This is a genomic window from Pseudomonas sp. IT-P171 (assembly GCF_949767765.1).
In the GTDB taxonomy this organism is placed as follows: Bacteria; Pseudomonadota; Gammaproteobacteria; order Pseudomonadales; family Pseudomonadaceae; genus Aquipseudomonas; species Aquipseudomonas fluorescens_B.
In genome coordinates this window covers 125,983-143,040 of the sequence record NZ_CATKQN010000055.1, presented here as the reverse complement: position 1 = coordinate 143,040, position 17,058 = coordinate 125,983, and the positions used below count along the sequence as shown (strand labels likewise).

17 protein-coding genes and 1 pseudogene are annotated in these 17,058 nt (G+C 58.6%); 7 read left to right on the top strand and 11 right to left on the bottom strand.

Going from position 1 to position 17,058, the window contains the following annotated elements; all coding sequences use genetic code 11:
* Positions 1-9: 9 nt before the first annotated feature.
* From spoT to ACM6I5_RS22930, 4 genes are all read right to left on the bottom strand, one after another.
* Positions 10-2,115 (bottom strand): bifunctional GTP diphosphokinase/guanosine-3',5'-bis pyrophosphate 3'-pyrophosphohydrolase, encoded by a 2,106-nt coding sequence (gene spoT / locus ACM6I5_RS22945; RefSeq protein ID WP_017341489.1) that lies wholly within the window; start codon positions 2,113-2,115, stop codon positions 10-12.
* 57 nt (positions 2,116-2,172) lie between these two features.
* A complete protein-coding gene (rpoZ, locus tag ACM6I5_RS22940; RefSeq protein WP_003177259.1) occupies positions 2,173-2,436 on the bottom strand; it encodes a DNA-directed RNA polymerase subunit omega in 264 nt (87 codons plus the stop codon).
* Positions 2,437-2,604: 168 nt separating this feature from the next.
* Complete coding sequence (gene gmk / locus ACM6I5_RS22935; RefSeq protein ID WP_017341488.1) at positions 2,605-3,225, bottom strand: guanylate kinase; 621 nt, start codon at positions 3,223-3,225, stop codon at positions 2,605-2,607.
* A 12-nt stretch (positions 3,226-3,237) separates the two neighbouring features.
* Complete coding sequence (locus tag ACM6I5_RS22930; RefSeq protein WP_253433788.1) at positions 3,238-4,101, bottom strand: YicC/YloC family endoribonuclease; 864 nt, start codon at positions 4,099-4,101, stop codon at positions 3,238-3,240.
* Positions 4,102-4,382: 281 nt separating this feature from the next.
* On the opposite strand from ACM6I5_RS22930, the gene rph reads away from it, so the two are divergent.
* The 3 genes from rph (at position 4,383) to gltS (ending at position 7,211) form a co-directional block, all read left to right on the top strand.
* Complete coding sequence (gene rph, locus ACM6I5_RS22925) at positions 4,383-5,105, top strand: ribonuclease PH (protein WP_010465211.1); 723 nt, start codon at positions 4,383-4,385, stop codon at positions 5,103-5,105.
* Between the two features lie 29 nt (positions 5,106-5,134).
* Positions 5,135-5,503, top strand: coding sequence for a DUF4870 domain-containing protein (locus tag ACM6I5_RS22920; protein ID WP_414884770.1), 369 nt, complete (start codon positions 5,135-5,137; stop codon positions 5,501-5,503).
* Between the two features lie 502 nt (positions 5,504-6,005).
* Positions 6,006-7,211: a sodium/glutamate symporter gene (gene gltS, locus ACM6I5_RS22915; RefSeq protein ID WP_414884769.1), complete on the top strand. Its 1,206-nt coding sequence runs from the start codon at positions 6,006-6,008 to the stop codon at positions 7,209-7,211.
* Between the two features lie 85 nt (positions 7,212-7,296).
* Here gltS and ACM6I5_RS22910 read toward each other — a convergent pair whose 3' ends face one another.
* Entirely contained in the window at positions 7,297-8,076 is a 780-nt protein-coding gene (locus ACM6I5_RS22910) for an exodeoxyribonuclease III (RefSeq protein WP_008030595.1), read from the bottom strand.
* An 82-nt stretch (positions 8,077-8,158) separates the two neighbouring features.
* Between ACM6I5_RS22910 and pyrE the strand changes: the two genes are divergently transcribed.
* The gene (pyrE, locus tag ACM6I5_RS22905; protein ID WP_017341484.1) at positions 8,159-8,803 is read left to right on the top strand and encodes an orotate phosphoribosyltransferase; all 645 of its coding nucleotides are present in this window, start codon (positions 8,159-8,161) and stop codon (positions 8,801-8,803) included.
* A 90-nt stretch (positions 8,804-8,893) separates the two neighbouring features.
* Here the strand turns inward: pyrE and ACM6I5_RS22900 are convergent, their stop codons facing one another.
* From ACM6I5_RS22900 to coaBC, 5 genes and pseudogenes are all read right to left on the bottom strand, one after another.
* Positions 8,894-9,151 carry a hypothetical protein gene (locus ACM6I5_RS22900; RefSeq protein ID WP_414884767.1) on the bottom strand — a complete coding sequence of 86 codons (258 nt, stop codon included), beginning with the start codon at positions 9,149-9,151 and terminating at the stop codon, positions 8,894-8,896.
* Between the two features lie 190 nt (positions 9,152-9,341).
* Entirely contained in the window at positions 9,342-10,247 is a 906-nt protein-coding gene (gene argB, locus ACM6I5_RS22895) for an acetylglutamate kinase (protein ID WP_008007602.1), read from the bottom strand.
* Positions 10,248-10,264: 17 nt separating this feature from the next.
* Positions 10,265-11,641 (bottom strand): annotated as a pseudogene (locus ACM6I5_RS22890) (phosphomannomutase/phosphoglucomutase); the annotation flags it as partial.
* Between the two features lie 341 nt (positions 11,642-11,982).
* Positions 11,983-12,438 (bottom strand): dUTP diphosphatase, encoded by a 456-nt coding sequence (gene dut / locus ACM6I5_RS22885; protein WP_017341480.1) that lies wholly within the window; start codon positions 12,436-12,438, stop codon positions 11,983-11,985.
* A 5-nt stretch (positions 12,439-12,443) separates the two neighbouring features.
* Entirely contained in the window at positions 12,444-13,652 is a 1,209-nt protein-coding gene (gene coaBC / locus ACM6I5_RS22880) for a bifunctional phosphopantothenoylcysteine decarboxylase/phosphopantothenate--cysteine ligase CoaBC (protein WP_017341479.1), read from the bottom strand.
* A 136-nt stretch (positions 13,653-13,788) separates the two neighbouring features.
* Here coaBC and radC point away from each other — a divergent pair, with 136 nt between their 5' ends.
* A complete protein-coding gene (gene radC / locus ACM6I5_RS22875; RefSeq protein ID WP_017341478.1) occupies positions 13,789-14,463 on the top strand; it encodes a RadC family protein in 675 nt (224 codons plus the stop codon).
* A gap of 141 nt (positions 14,464-14,604) precedes the next feature.
* On the opposite strand, the gene ACM6I5_RS22870 is transcribed toward radC, so the two are convergent.
* Positions 14,605-16,191: an ABC transporter substrate-binding protein gene (locus tag ACM6I5_RS22870; RefSeq protein ID WP_017341477.1), complete on the bottom strand. Its 1,587-nt coding sequence runs from the start codon at positions 16,189-16,191 to the stop codon at positions 14,605-14,607.
* 446 nt (positions 16,192-16,637) lie between these two features.
* On the opposite strand from ACM6I5_RS22870, the gene rpmB reads away from it, so the two are divergent.
* A complete protein-coding gene (gene rpmB, locus ACM6I5_RS22865) occupies positions 16,638-16,871 on the top strand; it encodes a 50S ribosomal protein L28 (protein ID WP_007894701.1) in 234 nt (77 codons plus the stop codon).
* Positions 16,872-16,882: 11 nt separating this feature from the next.
* A complete protein-coding gene (gene rpmG, locus ACM6I5_RS22860) occupies positions 16,883-17,038 on the top strand; it encodes a 50S ribosomal protein L33 (protein ID WP_007894709.1) in 156 nt (51 codons plus the stop codon).
* Positions 17,039-17,058 lie beyond the last annotated feature (20 nt).

The following is a 17,058-nucleotide window of genomic DNA, read 5'->3' as shown; positions in this document are numbered from 1 at the left end:
TAGGTTGGCTTAGGCGCGCATGCGGGTGATGCGAATCACCCCGGTCAGTGCGCGCAGTTTCTTGATCACGCGGGCCAGGTGCACGCGGTCGTGCACGCTGACCACCAGTTGAACCACGCTGATGCGACCATCGCGCTCGTCCATGCTGATTTTTTCGATATTGCCGTCGGCCGCGTTGACGCTGCTGGCCAGCAGTGCGATCAGGCCACGCTGGTGTTCCAGCTCGACGCGCAGCTCGACGTTGAATTCGCCGGTGACATCCTTGGCCCACGAGAGCTGGATGCATTTTTCCGGGTTGTGGCGGATTTCGCTGATGTTGCGGCAGTTGTCCAGGTGCACGACCATGCCTTTGCCTGCGGACAGGTGACCGACAATCGGGTCGCCCGGGATCGGCGTGCAGCACTTGGCGTAACTGAGGACCAGACCTTCGGTGCCGCGAATCGCCAGCGGGCCTTCCGGGCTTGGCAACTGTTCGCCTTCGCCCAACAGGCGGCGGGCGACCACGTAAGCCATGCGATTACCCAGGCCGATGTCTTCGAGCAGGTCTTCGATCAGTTCGAGACGGTACTCGGTGAGCATCGCCTTGACGCGCTCCGCCGCAACTTTTTCCAGCGAGCTGTCGAAGCCATTCAGCACCTTGTTCAGCAGGCGCTCGCCCAGGCTGATGGATTCGGAGCGGCGTTGCAGTTTGAGTGCATGACGGATATGCGTCCGCGCCTTGCCGGTGACCACGAAGTTAAGCCACGCCGGATTCGGCCGTGCGCCGGGAGCGCTGACGATCTCGACCGTGGAGCCGCTTTGCAGCGGTTCGGACAGCGGCGCGAGACGACGATTGATCCGACAGGCGATGCAGCTGTTGCCGACGTCGGTGTGCACCGCATAAGCGAAGTCGACTGCCGTGGAGCCTTTGGGCAGCTCCATGATCCGGCCTTTGGGCGTGAACACGTAGACCTCGTCCGGAAACAGGTCGATCTTCACACTCTCGATGAATTCCAGCGAGTTGCCGGCGCGTTGCTGCATCTCCAGCACGCCTTTGACCCACTGGCGGGCGCGGGCGTGAGTGCCTTTGGGCTGCTCGTCGCCGCTGGATTTGTACAGCCAATGGGCGGCGATGCCATTGTTGGCCATCTCTTCCATTTCACGGGTGCGGATCTGAATCTCGATCGGTACGCCGTGCATGCCGAACAGCGTGGTGTGCAGCGATTGATAGCCGTTGGCCTTGGGGATCGCGATGTAATCCTTGAAGCGACCCGGCAACGGTTTGTACAAATTATGCACGGCACCCAGCACGCGGTAGCAGGTATCGACCTTGTCGACGATGATACGGAACGCATAGACGTCCATGATCTCGTTGAAGGCCCGACGCTTGCCGCGCATTTTCTTGTAGATGCCGTAGAGATGTTTCTGACGACCGCTGACCTCACCCTGAATACCGTCGATGGCGAGGCAGTGGCTGAGGGACTCTTCGATCTTGTTGACGATTTCCTTGCGGTTGCCCCGGGCGCGCTTGACCGCCTGGTTGATCCGTGCGGAACGCATCGGGTGCATCGCCTTGAAGCCGAGGTCTTCGAATTCTATGCGGATGGCGTGCATGCCCAGCCGGTTGGCGATGGGTGCATAGATTTCCAGGGTTTCCTTGGCGATCCGCCGGCGTTTTTCGCCAGACAGGACTTCCAGCGTGCGCATGTTGTGCAGGCGGTCGGCGAGCTTGACCAGGATCACGCGAATGTCGCGCGCCATGGCCATGGCCATCTTCTGGAAGTTTTCTGCTTGTGCTTCGGCCTTGGTCTCGAAGTTCATCTGGGTCAGCTTGCTGACGCCATCGACCAGTTCGGCCACGGTTTCACCGAACTGCGCTTGCAGCGCTTCCTTGGCAATACCGGTGTCTTCGATCACGTCATGCAGCATCGCGGCCATCAAACTCTGATGGTCCATGTGCATGTCGGCAAGAATATTGGCCACGGCAAGAGGATGCGTGACATACGCCTCACCGCTGCGGCGGCGTTGGCCGTCGTGGGCTTGTTCGGCGTAGAAGTACGCTCGGCGGACCAGGTTGACCTGGTCCTTGCCGAGGTAGGTCGATAAGCGATCGGCGAGGGCGTCTATGCTCGGCATGATGACTCCAGCCGTTCGTTGTGACCCCGCGCCGTGCTACGTCGACCAGGCATAGGCTTAGACGGCCTCGTTGGACTCGTCCTCGAACGCTGCGAACAGCGGTTCGTCTTCGACGATTTCAGCGTTGGCGATGAACTCGTAGCTCATCAGGCCTTCGGCGATTTCACGCAGGGCTACAACGGTAGGCTTGTCGTTTTCCCACTGAACCAGTGGCTCTTTGCCGCCTGTGGCCAGTTGACGGGCACGCTTGGTAGAGAGCATGACCAGCTCAAAGCGGTTTTCCACGTGTTCTAGGCAGTCTTCAACGGTTACGCGGGCCATGGTATTCCTCGGAGCGAATGCAATATGCGCGCTGCCCGGTTGGGCGAGCGGACTCAACAGTTTAAAAAATCACCAGCGATTAGGGAAGCGCTGATTTTTTGACCAAGCCCTTCAACGCGCTGCAAGTGCCAATGTAAAGCCCTTGCAGCGGTTTTGGGAAGAGCTGTTTCAGCCCAGCAATTCAGCCAGCAACATGCCGAAACGCACCTGTTGGCGCTTCTGTTGCAATTGATTGGCACGGAAAATCGCCTTCAGGTCATCCAGTGCGTGGGAGAAATCGTCATTGATGATCAGGTAGTCGTACTCGACATAGTGGCTCATTTCGTTGACGGCTTCACGCATCCGGCCCGCAATGATCTCGTCGCTGTCCTGGCCACGGTGGGTCAGGCGCTGGTGCAAGGCTTGCAGCGATGGCGGCAGAATGAAGATCGAACGCGCCTGAGGCATCAGCTTTCGCACTTGTTCGGCGCCTTGCCAATCGATTTCCAGAATCAGGTCGTGACCTTCGTCCAGCGTTTGCTGCAGATGGCTTTGCGAGGTGCCATAGAAGTTGCCGAATACTTCGGCGCGCTCCAGAAAATCGCCGTGTTCGCCCATCTTCACAAAGGCTTCGCGGCTCACGAAGTGGTAGTTCACGCCGTCCACTTCACCCGGGCGCATGGCACGGGTGGTGTGGGAAATCGATACGCGGATCTCCGGGTTGGTGTCGGTCAGGGCCTTGACCAGGCTGCTCTTGCCCGCGCCCGAAGGGGCGGAAATGATGTACAGGGTGCCGGTGCTGTGGGTCATGTCGGGTTTGCCTTACTCAATATTCTGCACTTGTTCGCGCATCTGCTCGATCAACACTTTGAGGTTGACCGCTGCCTGTGTGCTGCGCGGGTCGAAGGCTTTGGAGCCCAGTGTGTTGGCTTCGCGGTTGAGTTCCTGCATCAGGAAGTCCAGGCGCCGACCGGCAGCACCGCCGGACTTGAGCACCCGGCGAACTTCAATGATGTGAGTGCTCAGGCGATCCAGTTCTTCGGCGACGTCGCTCTTTTGCGCGAGCATGACCATTTCCTGTTCCAGGCGCTGCGGGTCCATCTCGGCTTTCATATCGGCGAAGCGGTCGAGGACTTTCTGGCGCTGGGTGGCGAGCATCTGCGGAACCAGTTCTCGCAGGGTCACCACGTCTTCTTCAATGGAGGTCAGGCGATCGTTGATCAACCGTGCCAGCTCCGCACCTTCGCGCTCGCGGCCAGCCTTGAGTTCTTTCAGGCCTTCGTTGAACAGTGCCAGCGCTTCGGCATTCAAGGCTTGCGGGTCGCTGGCGTCGCCGACCAGAACGCCGGGCCAGGCCAGCACTTCCAGCGGGTTCAGCGCCGCCGGATTCTTGATCAGGCCTGCGATGGTTTCGGCGGCCGCAACCAGTTGCGCGGCGCGCTCGCGGTCCACTTGCAGGGGTTTGTCAGTGTTTTCTTCGGTGAAGCGCAGGGTGCACTCGAGTTTGCCTCGGGAGATGCCCTGACGCAGTGCCTCGCGGACCGCGCCTTCGAGGTCGCGAAACGACTCGGGCAGGCGCAGGTGGGGTTCCAGGTAGCGGCTGTTGACCGAGCGCAGTTCCCAGCTCAGGGTGCCTTGGGCGCCGGCTTTTTCGACGCGGGCGAAGGCGGTCATGCTGTGCACCATGGAGGTACCTCGCAATGCAGGTCCATGCGTTACCCAAGGTTTCGCGGACCCGCTATCTGTGAATTGAAGCCAAGAGGCAGCAAAGGCGCAGGATTGTAGCGCAGTGGGGCGGATGCGCCCAAACACACGGTGTGACAAAGGGCTGCAGGCCGTCGGTTAAGCGCTGTTCTAAGCTCAAACCAGGCCCTTCAATCGTCGGGCGGCTTTTTTAGAAGTGCCCAGTCTTGGCGCGCGGCTCTATAATGCTCGGCAGTTTTCCGTCCTCCGTACAGGTATTCCCTATGAAACGTCCAAGTGGTCGCGCTGCCGATCAGCTCCGCTCGATCCGCATTACCCGCAACTACACCAAACACGCCGAGGGATCTGTACTGGTCGAGTTCGGTGATACCAAAGTCATCTGCACCGTCAGCGTTGAAAACGGCGTGCCGCGTTTCCTCAAAGGCCAGGGCCAAGGCTGGTTGACCGCCGAATACGGCATGCTGCCGCGCGCCACCGGCGAGCGTAACCAGCGTGAAGCGAGCCGTGGCAAGCAAGGCGGCCGGACCCTGGAGATCCAGCGCCTGATCGGTCGTTCCCTGCGCGCCTCGCTGGACATGTCCAAGCTGGGCGACGTTACCCTGTACGTCGACTGCGACGTGATCCAGGCTGACGGCGGCACCCGCACGGCGTCCATTACCGGTGCCATGGTTGCACTGGTCGATGCCTTGAAAGTCATCAAGAAGCGTGGCGGCCTGAAAGGCGGCGACCCACTCAAGCAAATGATCGCGGCCGTTTCGGTGGGCATGTATCAGGGCGAGCCTGTGCTCGACCTCGACTACCTGGAAGACTCGGCTGCCGAGACGGACTTGAACGTGGTAATGACCAGCACCGGTGGCTTCATCGAAGTGCAGGGCACCGCCGAAGGTGCGCCGTTCCAGCCTGAAGAGCTGAATGCCATGCTGGAGCTGGCGAAGAAAGGCATGACCGAAATCTTCGAATTGCAAAAGGCTGCACTGGCTGACTGACCGGAACCATTCCAGACAAGGAGGACATCATGAGTGACGAGCAAGAGCTGCTTCCCACCCCGAGCAAAGAGGTTCGGCAGTGGGCAATGTTTTGTCATCTGTCCGCCTTGCTGGGAATCTGGATTCCGTTCGGCACGTTGATCGGCCCGCTGATTCTCTGGCAGATGAAGCGCGATATGGACCCGTTTGTCGATGCGCAGGGCAAGGAGGCGCTGAACTTCCAGATCACCGTCGCCATTGCCTCCGCCATCTGCTTCTTGCTGATGGTGGTGATCATCGGGTTCTTCCTGTTTGGGCTGGTGGCGATTGGTGCGTTGGTGTTGACGATCATTGCTGGCGTGAAAGCCAATGAGGGCGTGCCGTACCGGTATCCGTTCACTTGGCGGTTGATCAAGTAGCCAGTAGCACGTAATTCATGTGGGAGCGGGCTTGCTCGCGAAAGCGGCTTATCATTCAACACTTAAGTTGAGTGATACACCACTTTCGCGAGCAAGCCCGCTTTCACATTTAAAATTCAGCGGCAAAACGCAGTGCACCGAAACTTGAAATTAATTACCCTGCCGTGTAGGACTTTTCTTTTTTTAAAGTTGAAACTTTCTCCCGATGTAAAAGATGCGTGCCCGACTGGCTAAGCCTCTGCCCAGATTTACACTTGTATAACTATCTCCCTTACACTTTTAGTCACAACTGTAAAGCTTCAGTGCCGTGTATGAGCTTGGCAATCTGACTTGGCGGTTGATAGAGTTGCGCCAAGTAATATTTATCAAGAAATATTTCGATATATTCTGACCATTGACGGTCCTTGAATCCAAAACTAACCAGCGTTGATAAATCAACCTGTTCAAGAGGCGTGTCCAGGTAAAAAGTTCGCCCCTGAATATATATCAAAGAATAATCCCAATGGTTCAGCTCGATTTTTATGGAACACTTGTGGCCGCCTCTTTAGTACTGTTACTGGGGCGCGGGCTGGTCACACGAATCGGTTTTTTACGTAACTACAATATCCCTGAGCCTGTAGCAGGCGGCCTGGTGGTTGCTCTGCTTCTCCTGGCTTTGCGGGGGCTCGATATTGACGTCCGGTTTGACACCTCACTGCAAACGCCCTTGATGCTGGCATTTTTTGCCACCATCGGCTTGAGTGCAGACTTCGCCAGCCTGAAGAAAGGCGGGCGCGTAGTGGGAATCTTTGTACTGGCGGTCACCACGCTTTTGGTGGTCCAGAATGCCATGGGCCTCGCGCTGGCAAAAACGTTGGGACTCGATCCGTTGATGGGCCTGCTGACAGGCTCGATAACCCTGGCGGGCGGTCACGGTACAGGCGCTGCGTGGGGAACGGTGTTCAGTGAGAAGTACGGTCTGGCTTCTGCCTCCGAGCTCGCGATGGCCTCTGCGACGTTCGGCCTGGTGTTGGGCGGTTTGATTGGTGGTCCGGTCGCTCGCCTGCTCATCAAGCGTGTCCAGGTGCCCGGTCTTACGCAAGAAAAGCCACGGCTGCCAAGGGGGTTTGAGCAACCGAACAAAGAGCGCTCGATCACGCCATTTTCGTTTGTCGAGACGCTCGCTCTGATCTCCGTCAGTTTGCTGGTGGGTTCTCTCCTGAATGGTCAGCTCCAAGGAACTGCATTTGAGCTGCCGACGTTCGTTTGCGTCTTGTTCGTGGGGGTGATTTTACGGAACGGGCTATCAGCGCTTGGCTTGTATCAGGTGTTTGAGCGTGAAGTTTCCGTGTTGGGGAATGTCAGCTTATCGCTGTTTCTGGCGATCGCTCTGATGTCGCTCAAGCTGTGGGATCTGGCCGCACTGGCTTTGCCGATCTTTATCATCCTCGCTGCGCAAGCGTTGGTCATGGCGCTGTTTGCGATTTTCGTGACATTCAGAATGATGGGCAGTAACTACGATGCCGCCGTTCTGGCGGCAGGGCATTGCGGTTTTGGACTGGGTGCAACGCCAACTGCCATCGCAAACATGCAAGCGGTGACGCAGCGTTATGGGTCTTCGCAGATAGCGTTTCTGGTGGTGCCAATGGTGGGTGCTTTCTTCATCGACATCATTAATGTGATCGTGATCAAGTTGTATCTGGCGCTGCCATTCCTCGCTGCTGCGTGAAGGGATAACCCATAAGAAAAATGCCCGTATCTTTCGATACGGGCATTTTCGTTCACCGGTCAGCAGGTTTTCGTGTCAGCGAAAACTAGATAGTCAGTGTCCAGTCGTAGTCAACGATCAGCGGAGCATGCTGCGAGAACCGTGGCTGACGTGGCAGGCGCGCACTGCGTACAAAGCGGCGCAGGCCCGGGGTCAGTATCTGGTAATCGAAGCGCCAGCCCAGGTTGAGCATTTCTGCCTGCTCATTATCCGGCCACCAGCTGTACTGGTCACCTTCCCGGCTGACTTCGCGCAGGGCATCGACATAACCCATGTTGCCGACAATCTCGTCCATCCAGGCACGCTCAGGTGCCAGGAAGCCCGGGGATTGCTGGCTGTCGCGCCAGTTTTTGATATCCAGCTTCTGTTGCGCCACGTACAGCGAGCCACAGTAAATGTACTCGCGACGTTTGCGCCGCTGTTTATCCAGATAACGGGCGAAATCGTCCATTAGCTTGAACTTCTGGTTCAAGTCTTCATCGCCGTTCTGCCCCGAAGGGAGCAGTAAGGTCGCGATGCTGACCTTGTCGAAATCGGCTTGCAGGTAGCGCCCGTAGCGGTCGGCCGTCTCGAACCCGAGACCGCTGATGACTGCCTTCGGTTGCAACCGCGAATACAAAGCCACGCCACCCTGGGCGGGAACTTCGGCTTCGCAGGCATAAAGGAAGTAGCCATCCAGTTGGAAGGCTGGATCGTCCAGTTCAAAGGCGGAGGCGCGGGTGTCCTGCAGGCAGATGACGTCGGCATTCTGTGCTTGCAGCCAACTGAGCAAACCTCGCTCCACTGCAGCCTGAATACCATTGACGTTCACACTGATGATCCGCATAAATGGCCCCAAAAATCGCGTGCGTGTATGATACACGGCGTCAACCTAATTAGCTAAATCCGTGGTATTTGGGGTTTTTTTCATGCAAGCGTATCAGCGCGATTTCATTCGTTTTGCCATCGATCGCGGCGTTTTGCGCTTCGGTGAGTTCACCCTGAAGTCCGGGCGCACCAGTCCTTACTTCTTCAATGCCGGCCTGTTCAACACCGGTTCCGCCCTTGCGCAGCTGGGTCGTTTCTACGCGGCAGCCATTGTCGAGAGCGGTATTTCGTTCGATGTACTGTTTGGCCCGGCGTACAAGGGCATTCCGTTGGCGGCGACCACTGCGGTGGCCCTGGCTGAACATCACAACCGTGATTTGCCATGGTGCTTCAACCGTAAAGAGGCCAAGGCCCACGGCGAAGGCGGCAGCCTGGTTGGCGCACCGTTGACCGGTGACGTGCTGATCATCGACGACGTGATCACCGCTGGCACCGCGATCCGCGAAGTGATGCAGATCATCGCTTCCCAGGACGGCGCCAAGGCGGCGGGCGTGCTGATCGCCCTCAACCGTCAGGAGCGTGGCAACGGTGAGTTGTCGGCAATCCAGGAAGTGGAGCGTGACTTCGGCATTCCGGTGATCAGCATTGTTTCGCTGAATCAGGTGCTGGAATTCCTGGCTGACGATCCGCAGCTCAAGCAGCACCTGCCAGCTGTAGAAGCTTACCGCGCCCAATTCGGCGTATAACGGCAGCTCCCTCAGGGATCGCAGGCGAAAAAAGACCCCGCTCAGTCAGGCTGATCGGGGTTTTTTTCTGGATCGGGGGCGTCCGCGAGGTTATTTTTTGCTCGCGGGTTTGATGACCTCGGCGCTTTTGATTCCAGGGTTTTCCGATTTCTCCGGATAGGGATCCTTCACTGCGTCGCCTTGGCCGGTGAGAATTTTCCAGCCATAGCGCGAATGCACGGTTTTACGAAACTGTGGACACGGCGGCATCGAAGTTTTGGCCTGATTCGAATATTGGTGGCCGCAGTCGACACACTCGTAAGTACCTGGGGAAACATCGCTGCCGTAAGGAACGTAATCTTTTTTCATGAGGGAGTCCTCCTGTGGATACAGGGAAGATCCTATGCAGATTGATTCCTGAGCGATGTCAGGCGTTTCGCTGAATCAGGTCAGGCATTTCCTATGCCCATAAAAAAAATCGCAGATTTCTTCAGAGCCTACGGAATTTTCTTACATCCGAAGGCGCTGCCAAAAGCTGCGATCTTTTAACGTTTTTGAATCAGTGACGCTTGCGATTGCTGATCAACGTACCCACACCCGTATCGGTGAAGATCTCCAGCAGAATCGCATTCGGTACCCGACCATCGATGATCAACGAACTGCCCACGCCGCCCTGAACCGCTTCCAGCGCGCAACGGATCTTCGGCAGCATGCCGCCGTAGATGGTGCCGTCGGCGATCAGATCGTCCACCTGCTGAGTCGTCAGGCCGGTCAGAACCGTGCCCGACTTGTCCATCAGGCCAGCGATGTTGGTCAGCAGCATCAGCTTTTCAGCCTTCAACGCCTCGGCGACTTTACCGGCCACGAGGTCAGCGTTGATGTTGTACGACTCGCCGTTGGCACCGACGCCGATTGGCGCGATCACCGGAATGAAGTCGCCTTTTACCAGCAGGTTCAGCAAGTCGGTGTTGATCCCGACCACTTCGCCCACCTGGCCGATGTCGATGATTTCCGGTTGGGTCATCTCTGGGGTCTGGCGGGTCACGGTGAGTTTTTTCGCGCGAATCAGCTCGGCGTCTTTACCGGTCAGGCCGATGGCGCTGCCGCCATGACGGTTGATCAGGTTGACGATGTCCTTGTTCACCTGGCCACCGAGGACCATTTCCACCACGTCCATGGTTTGCGCATCCGTCACGCGCATGCCATCGATGAAGTGGCTCTCGATCGACAGACGCTTGAGCAGGTCGCCGATTTGCGGACCACCGCCGTGAACCACCACAGGGTTGATGCCCACGGCTTTCATCAGCACGATGTCGCGGGCGAAGCCGGTTTTCAGCTCCTCGCTTTCCATCGCGTTGCCGCCGTATTTGATCACCAGCGTCTTGCCGACATAGCGGCGAATGTAAGGCAGCGCTTCGGACAGGACCTTGGCGGTGTTGGCGGCGGCTTCGCGTTCGAGGGTCATTCAGGGCTCCGGGTGAATCAGAACGGTAGTTGGAGATCAGGTGCAACACGCTTCAACTGGACTTTGAATACGTCCTTGATGCGCTGCAATTCAGCCTCGTCATCGGCCTCGAAGCGCAGCACCAGCACCGGTGTGGTGTTGGACGCGCGCACCAGGCCCCAGCCTTTGGCATAGTCGACTCGCACGCCGTCGATGGTGGTCAGGTCGGCGCCTTCGCCCCACTTCGCGTCGTGCAATGCATCAATGATGCTGAATTTGCTCTCTTCGGTCACATGGATATTGATTTCCGGCGTAGAAATATCGTTCGGGAAGGTCGCAAACAGCTCTTCCGCCGTGGATTTTTCCTTGCTCAGGATCTCCAGCAGTCGCGCGGCGCTGTAAATGCCGTCGTCGAAACCGAACCAGCGCTCCTTGAAGAAAATGTGCCCGCTCATTTCGCCGGCCAACAGGGCGCCGGTCTGTTTCATTTTCTTTTTGATCAACGAGTGACCGGTCTTCCACATGAGCGGACGACCGCCGTATTCCTTGATCAGCGGCGTCAGGCGGCGGGTGCATTTGACGTCGAAGATGATTTCCGCGTCCGGGTTGCGCGCCACCACGTCGCGGGCGAACAGCATCAGCAGGCGGTCCGGGTAGACGATGCTGCCGGTGTTGGTCACCACGCCAACGCGGTCGCCGTCGCCGTCGAAGGCCAGGCCGATGTCGGCGTTGGTTTCCTTGACCTTGGCGATCAGGTCGACAAGGTTTTCAGGCTTGCCCGGGTCCGGGTGATGATTCGGGAAGTTGCCGTCGACGTCGCAAAACAGCGGGATGACTTCGCAGTTCAGCGCTTCGATCAGTTGCGGAGCGATCACACCGGCCGCACCGTTACCGCAGTCGACCACGACTTTCAGGCGGCGAGCCAGTTTGATGTCCCCGACGATTTCAGTGTTGTAGCGGTCGAGGATTTCGACTTGGGTGATGCTGCCCTTGCCGCTGCTCAGGTTGTTGGTCTTGAGGCGGTCGTGCAAGGCCTGGATTTGTTCGTTGGCCAAGGTATCGCCAGCGATGACGATCTTGAAACCGTTGTAGTTCGACGGGTTGTGGCTACCGGTGAGCATCACGCCCGACTTGCCGGCCAGTACGTTGGCGGCGTAGTAAAGCGCCGGCGTTGGCACCAGGCCCACGTCACTGACATGGCAACCAGCCTCGGCCAGGCCTTTGATCAGTTGTTCGACGAGTTCCGGGCCGGACAGGCGACCGTCACGGCCAACGGAAACGTTCGGTTCGCCCTCGGCCAGGCTCTGGGCGCCGATGGCGCGACCGAGCCAGTAAGCGGTCTCAGCGTTCAGGAATTCCGGGACGGTGCCGCGAATGTCGTAGGCGCGGAAAATGCTGTCAGGGAACTTGGGTGCGACTTGGGCGGGGGTGTTCATCTGTAGGAATGCTCCATCTCGAAAGTGGCTGGACCTGCACGCGAAGAACGCTTTGGCGGGTTCGAACTGAAGGGTATGACGACGTTTTCCACAGAGAGTTCGTGGTGCGAAAAGGCCATGACACCGGTTTCAGTCAGCATCTGGCCGGTCAATGCCTTGGTTTTCAGTAGTAAACCTTGCAGATGACGGCTGTGCGATTTCAGCATCCTGTGGCGAGGGAGCTTGCTCCCGCTTGAGTGCGGAGCACTCACAGTATTTAAGGGTTGCTACGCAACCCAGCGGGAGCAAGCTCCCTCGCCACAGGGTCGCCGTCTATCCGATCAATGGCTGCCGGAATGCCCGAAACCGCCCGTACCGCGCTGGGTTTCAACGAACTCTTCGACCATCTCGAAATGCGCTTGAACCACTGGCACCAAAACCAACTGTGCCAAACGCTCGCCCACCACCATGTTGAAGTCGGTCTGCCCACGGTTCCAGCACGACACCATCAGTGGACCCTGGTAATCGGAGTCGATCAAGCCGACCAGATTGCCCAGCACGATGCCGTGCTTATGGCCCAGGCCGGAGCGCGGCAGAATCAGCGCGGCCAGACCTGGATCGCCGATGTAGACGGACAGGCCCGTCGGAATCAGCACGGTTTCGCCCGGCTTGATCACGGTGTCTTTTTCCAGCATGGCGCGCAGGTCGAGGCCGGCGGAGCCTGGGGTGGCGTACTGCGGCAGCGGAAATTCGGTACCGATGCGGGGGTCGAGGATCTTGGCTTGCAAAGCGTGCATGTAAATTAAACCTGGTTCAGACGTTCGGCGATAAAAGTGATCAGCTGGCGAGCAATCTTGCTCTTGCTGGTCTGGGCGAAAAGTGTGGCGTGTAGCTCCCGGTCGATCACGCTGCAGGCGTTTTCTTCGCTGTTGAAGCCAATGCTCGGGTTGGCGACGTCGTTGGCGACGATCAAATCGAGGTTTTTGTCTTTCAACTTGCGCGCAGCGTAGTCGAGCAGGTGTTCGGTTTCGGCGGCAAAACCGACACTGAACGGACGGTCGGGGCGGGTGGCAATGGTGGCCAGGATGTCTGGGTTACGCACCATTTGTAGTAACAAGCCGTCGCCGTTCGTAGGGTCTTTCTTGAGTTTCTGTGGGGCAACGACTTCGGGGCGGTAGTCCGCGACCGCTGCCGAGGCAATGAACAGGTCGCAAGGGATCGCGGCTTCGCAAGCGGCGAGCATGTCGCGGGCACTGACCACGTCGATGCGCGTGACGCGATCCGGGGTTGGCAGGTGCACCGGGCCGGTGATCAGGGTCACGCGGGCGCCGGCTTCAACCGCCGCTTCGGCCAGCGCAAAGCCCATTTTGCCGGAGCTGTGGTTGGTGATGTAGCGTACCGGGTCGATGTTTTCCTGGGTCGGGCCGGCAGTGATCAGCACGTGTTTGCCGGTCAGCGCCTGGCGCTGGAAGCAGTCCGCCGCGCATTGCGCGAGTTCGACGGCTTCGAGCATGCGGCCCAGACCGACGTCACCACAGGCCTGGCTACCGGAGGCCGGGCCGAAGGCTTTGATGCCGCGGCTTTCGAGGGTTTGCAGGTTGGCCTGGGTGGCCGGGTCGCGCCACATGGCCTGGTTCATCGCCGGGGCTACGGCGACCACGGCGTCGGTGGCCAGCACCAGTGTGGTCAGCAGATCGTCGGCAATACCCTGGGCCAGGCGGGCGATCAGGTCCGCAGTGGCGGGGGCGATCAGCACCATGTCGGCCCACTTGGCGAGCTCGATATGACCCATCGCGGCTTCGGCCGCCGGGTCGAGCAGGTCCAGATGAACCGGGTGGCCGGACAGGGCCTGCATGGTCAGCGGGGTGATGAACTCGCTGCCGCCACGGGTCATGACCACGCGCACTTCGGCGCCCTGGTCGATCAGGCGGCGAACCAGGTCAGCGCTCTTGTAGGCGGCAATACCGCCGCCGACGCCCAGAACGATGCGTTTCCGATACAGCCGCTGCATAGGTCTGCCTTTCATTTCGTTGATGACTGCGTGGCGGTACCCCCTCCCCAGGAGTGAAATCGCCCGCAAAAAAGATGGGCTACGATATCACAGCGACCGCTACGGAACAGCGGCGCCCACAGACCAGGGAGGTGTTATGAGTATTCGGGATTGGCCGGCGGCGGAGCGGCCGCGGGAGAGATTGCTGGAGTTGGGCTCGGCGAGCCTTTCGGATGCCGAGCTGCTGGCGATTTTTTTACGCACCGGGGTGGCCGGTAAAAGTGCGGTGGATCTGGCGCGACACTTGTTGAGCCAATTTGGCAGCCTGCGTTCGCTGTTGGAAGCCGATCAAGCAACATTCAGCAAGCAATTAGGGCTCGGTCCGGCGAAATTCGCTCAGTTGCAGGCGATTCTGGAAATGGGGCGGCGACATTTGGCCGAGCGCGCGCGTCAGAAGCCGGCGCTGGAAAATCCCCAGGCCGTTCGTGATTACCTGAAGTCGATGCTTCGGCACGAGCCTCACGAAGTGTTTGGCTGCCTGTTTCTGGATTCGAAGCATCAGGTGCTGACCTTCGAAGCGTTGTTTCGCGGCTCGATCGACAACACGAGCGTTCATCCACGGCAGGTGGTCAAGCGCGCCCTGGCGCACAACGCCGCCGCGTTGATCCTCTGCCACAACCATCCCTCGGGAAACACCAACCCCAGCCAGGCCGACCGCACGCTGACCAAACGCCTGCAAGAGGCGCTGGAATTGATTGATGTGCGGGTGCTTGACCATTTCATCATTGGTGACGGCGAGCCGCTTTCAATGGCCGAGTATGGGTGGATGTAGGGCGGGGGACGGGCTTCTGTGGCGAAGGAGCTTGCTCCCGCTTGAGTGCGCAGCGCTCACAGGATCTTCAGGGCCGCTGCGCAGCCCGGCGGGAGCAAGCTCCCTCGCCACAGAGAAGCATTTGCGCAGCGTTTCCGAGCGTTACTTGAGGTTGACCCTGGAGTAATCCTGGCGACCAAACGGGCTGACCGAATACCCCTCGACTCCCTTGCGCATCAGCGCGAAGGCCGTCGGGTGGGCCAGCGGCAACCACAGCGCCTGCTGCTGGATCTGCGCCTGGGCCTGTTCATAAAGCTTGGTGCGCACGCCTTGCTCGGAAGTGGTCTTGCCGGCACTGATCAGCTTGTCCAGATCCTGATTGCAGTAGCGAGCGAAATTGGTGCCGGACTTGACCGCCGCGCAGGAAAACTGCGGCGTGAGGAAGTTGTCCGGGTCACCGTTGTCGCCGGCCCAGCCCATGAACAGCAGATCGTGTTCGCCTGCCTTGGCGCGGCGGATCACTTCGCCCCACTCGATCACGCGAATTTCGGCCTGGATGCCGATCTCTGCGAGATCCGATTGCAGCATCTGCGCCCCGAGGCTTGGGTTCGGGTTGAGCAGGCTGCCGGATGGGCGCGTCCAGATGGTGGTCTGGAAACCGTCCTTGAGCCCGGCTTTGGCCATCAGTGCCTTGGCTTTTTCCACATCGTACGCGTAGCCCGGCAAGCCTTTGGCATAACTCCATGTGTTGGGCGGGTACGGGCCGTTGGCGGCTTCGGCGGTGTCTTCGAACACGGCTTTGACATAGCTGGCCTTGTCGAACGCGAGATTGATGGCTTGCCGTACTTCAGGCTTGTCCAGCGGTGGATGCTGGCTGTTGATGGCGACGAACGCCGTCATGAACGCGTCGGTCTTTTCCACTTTCAACGTCGGTTCTTTCAGCGCGGCTTGTACGTCCAGTGGCTTGGGCGACAGGGCGATCTGGCACTCGTTGCGGCGCAGCTTCTGCAGTCGGACGTTGGCGTCCGGGGTGATGGCAAAAATCAGCGGGTCCACCGCAGGCTTGCCACGGAAGTAGTCCGGGTTGGCCTTATAGCGAATCGAGGCATCTTTCTGGAACCGCGTGAACACGAAGGGGCCGCTGCCGATCGGCTGGCTGTTGAGCTTCTCCGGCGTACCGGCTTTCAGCAGTTTATCGGCGTATTCGGCGGAGTAGATCGAAGCGAAGCCCATGCTCAGGGTCGGCAGAAAGGTTGAATCCGGATGGTCGAGGGTGAAGCGCACAGTCAGCGGGTCGAGCGCGTCGATCTTCTTGATCAGCGCCGGTAGCTGCATCGATTGCGCGTGCGGGAAGCCGCTCTGTGCCACTTTGTGCCACGGGTTGGCCGGGTCGAGCATGCGGTCGAAGCTGAATTTCACGTCTTCGGCGGTCAGGTCGCGCGTAGGGCTGAAGTATTCGGTGCGGTGGAATTTCACCTGCGGATGCAGCTTGAACACGTAGGTCAGGCCGTCGGGGGTGACTTCCCAGCTGTCCGCGAGGCCGGCGACCACTTTGCCGCTGGCCGTGTCGAAGTCCACCAGACGGTTCATCAACACGTCGGCCGAAGCGTTGGTGGTGGTCAGCGAGTTGTATTGCACCACGTCGAACCCTTCCGGGCTGGCCTCGGTGCAGACGCTCAGGGCGGCAGCATGGGCCAGCGGGCTCAGTAGAAGCGGGGCGAGCAATAGCGGTAGGGCAGCGAGGCGCATGGTCGGATTCCTTTACAGATCGAAGGCCCATCTGCAAGTGCAGTCTGGAAACGTCTTACCCTAGTGGGCTCTTTTGCAAATGACTATCCCCTTTTTCATTTTAAGAGGACTATATGCGATCGTTTTCGGTGAATGCCGGCCGAGGAAAACCTTGAACAGGCCGGTTGGCCGATTTTCTGCGACGAGCGGTCTTTATCGACGATAGCCTTTATCCAAGGCGCTCGGAGCCAGAAAAACGGGGTTTTTATCAAGTCCGTGCACACGGAATGTTGTTGCACCCCAGTCTTTCTGGTATAAAGCAGCGCTCTTTTCTAGGGGCCCGGTTCCTTCACTGTAGGTGTAGCCGGTAAGACCTCTAAAGAAACGCGGCGCCTGGCGCCAAATGACTGAGAGATTAAGCGGCCAACCCATGCCGGGTTGGGCATGTGGTTTTAGAGGGCTGAGGCATGTCGAGAGTATGTCAAGTTACCGGTAAGGGTCCGGTGACTGGGAATAACATTTCCCACGCAAACAACAAAACCCGTCGTCGTTTCCTGCCGAACCTGCAGCATCACCGCTTCTGGGTTGAAGAAGAGAAACGTTTCGTGCGTCTGCGCGTATCTGCCAAAGGCATGCGTATCATCGACAAGCGTGGCATCACTGTCGTGCTGGCCGAAATCCGCAAAGCTGGCAAGATCTAAGGGAGATAATCATGCGTGAATTGATTCGTTTGATCTCGAGCGCCGGTACTGGTCACTTCTACACTACCGACAAGAACAAGCGCACTACTCCGGACAAAATCGAGATCAAGAAATTTGATCCGGTTGTTCGCAAGCACGTGATCTACAAAGAAGGCAAAATCAAGTAATTGATTTTTCCCTCTTACGA